This window comes from Thauera aromatica, from assembly GCF_023093595.1.
Classification (GTDB): domain Bacteria; phylum Pseudomonadota; class Gammaproteobacteria; order Burkholderiales; family Rhodocyclaceae; genus Thauera; species Thauera aromatica_A.
This window is the reverse complement of the sequence record NZ_JALLIK010000035.1, coordinates 1-1,654: the sequence shown is the minus strand read 5'-3', so window position 1 is coordinate 1,654 and position 1,654 is coordinate 1. Positions and strand designations below refer to the sequence as shown.

Annotated in this window: 1 protein-coding gene; it reads right to left on the bottom strand. The window is 62.8% G+C overall.

Annotated elements, in window-relative coordinates:
* Positions 1–71: 71 nt before the first annotated feature.
* Positions 72–1,478, bottom strand: a complete 1,407-nt coding sequence (gene ltrA / locus MXC99_RS00415; protein ID WP_247723673.1) for a group II intron reverse transcriptase/maturase — start codon at positions 1,476–1,478, stop codon at positions 72–74.
* Positions 1,479–1,654: the final 176 nt, after the last annotated feature.

Genomic DNA, 1,654 nt, shown 5'->3' with positions numbered 1-1,654 from the left:
ATCGAGTAGGGGACGGGGTCACCCCCGTCGCCCTCTCACACCACCGTACGTGCGGTTCCGCATACGGCGGTTCATGAAAGACACTGGAGTCGTCGCGTCGTATCGAGCAGCGACACCAGCCCCAAACGATCAAAGAAGACTTTCGGGAAGGCCGCGTTCATGTGGCTAGCGCCACTGTTCCACCACGGCCCGCGTTGGTTGAACGCGGAGCGAAACGCCCGCTCCTCCTTCAGCCCCGCCTTCATCAGGTTTCTGGCGCGAGTATAAGGGCGCTTCCACTGCCGCCACAGGATGCAGCGCAGCTTGCGCCGGAGCCAACCGTCGATCTCTTCCAGCGCCCGCTTGGTCTCGGTCAGCTTGAAGTACGCTGCCCAACCCCGTAGCACCGGATTCAGTTCTTCGATCGTGCGCCGCACACTACGCCCCCTCGCACCTTTGAGCACCTCGCGAATCTTGTCCTCCAGCCGTTTCAGGCTAGTCGGCGCAATCCGCAGCTTCGGGGCCTTGTGCCAAGTCAGGCTGTAGCCCAGAAACTTCCGCTCCCACGGTCGTGCGACCGCGCTCTTGGCCTCGTTGACCGTGAGCTTGAGCCGCTCGGACAGAAACTGGGTAATACCGCCCAGGACACGCTCGCCTGCCGCCTGACTTCTGACGTAGATGTTGCAGTCGTCCGCATAGCGACAGAACGCGTGGCCCCGGCGCTCCAGCTCCCGATCCAATTCTGTCAGCAGAATGTTCGACAGCAGCGGACTCAAGGGGCCGCCTTGCGGCGTACCCTGCGTCCGCGGGCTGACGACGCCCTCTGCCATCATCCCCGCTTCCAGATACCGTCGGATCAGCTTCAGTACCCGCCCGTCCCCGATCTTCTTCGCCAACTTCGCCATCAGAATGTCGTGATTGACCCGGTCGAAGAACTTCTCCAGATCCATATCCACCACGACGCGACGACCTTGAGCCACATACCGCTGCGCCGCCTTGACCGCCTGATGGGCAGATCGCCCCGGTCGGAAGCCGTAGCTCGACTCGGAGAACGCCACCTCGAAGATCGGTGAGAGCACCTGATGCAACGCTTGCTGGATCAGTCGATCCGTCAGCGTCGGTATGCCGAGCGTCCTCATCCCGCCTTGGGGCTTCGGAATATCCACCCGGCGCACCGCTTGCGGGATGTACGTCCCCGCCAGCAGCTTGGCCTTGATCGTCGGCCAGTGTTGCTGCAGATGAGCCTTGAACTCGGATACCCCGATGCCATCGACACCGGCTGCACCCTTGTTGCGGATCACCCGCTCGTACGCAAGCCACAGGTTGCCGCGCTCACACACGGCTTCCATCAGCCCGCTTGCCCGCTCCAACTCCGCTTTCGTCCGCTCAACGTCCGCCGACTCCACCTCGACACGCAGCCCAGCCCCCTCCGGATACCGTCCGGAATCCGCTGCCTGCGCCCCATCTGGCCGATGGGCTTCTGTCTTCCTCGGCTTCATCGAGAAACGTTCGCCTACTCGCGTTCTTCCATGTTCAGCCCTTCGCCCCATCCCGGCGGCTACTATGGCCTCTGCTGACTTCCTCACGCGCATCCCAACGCCTCACGACGTCAGTAGCACAACGGCACCCGTGAGGATCTCCCCGGGTATGACGCACCCACCTTCACGCTTATACC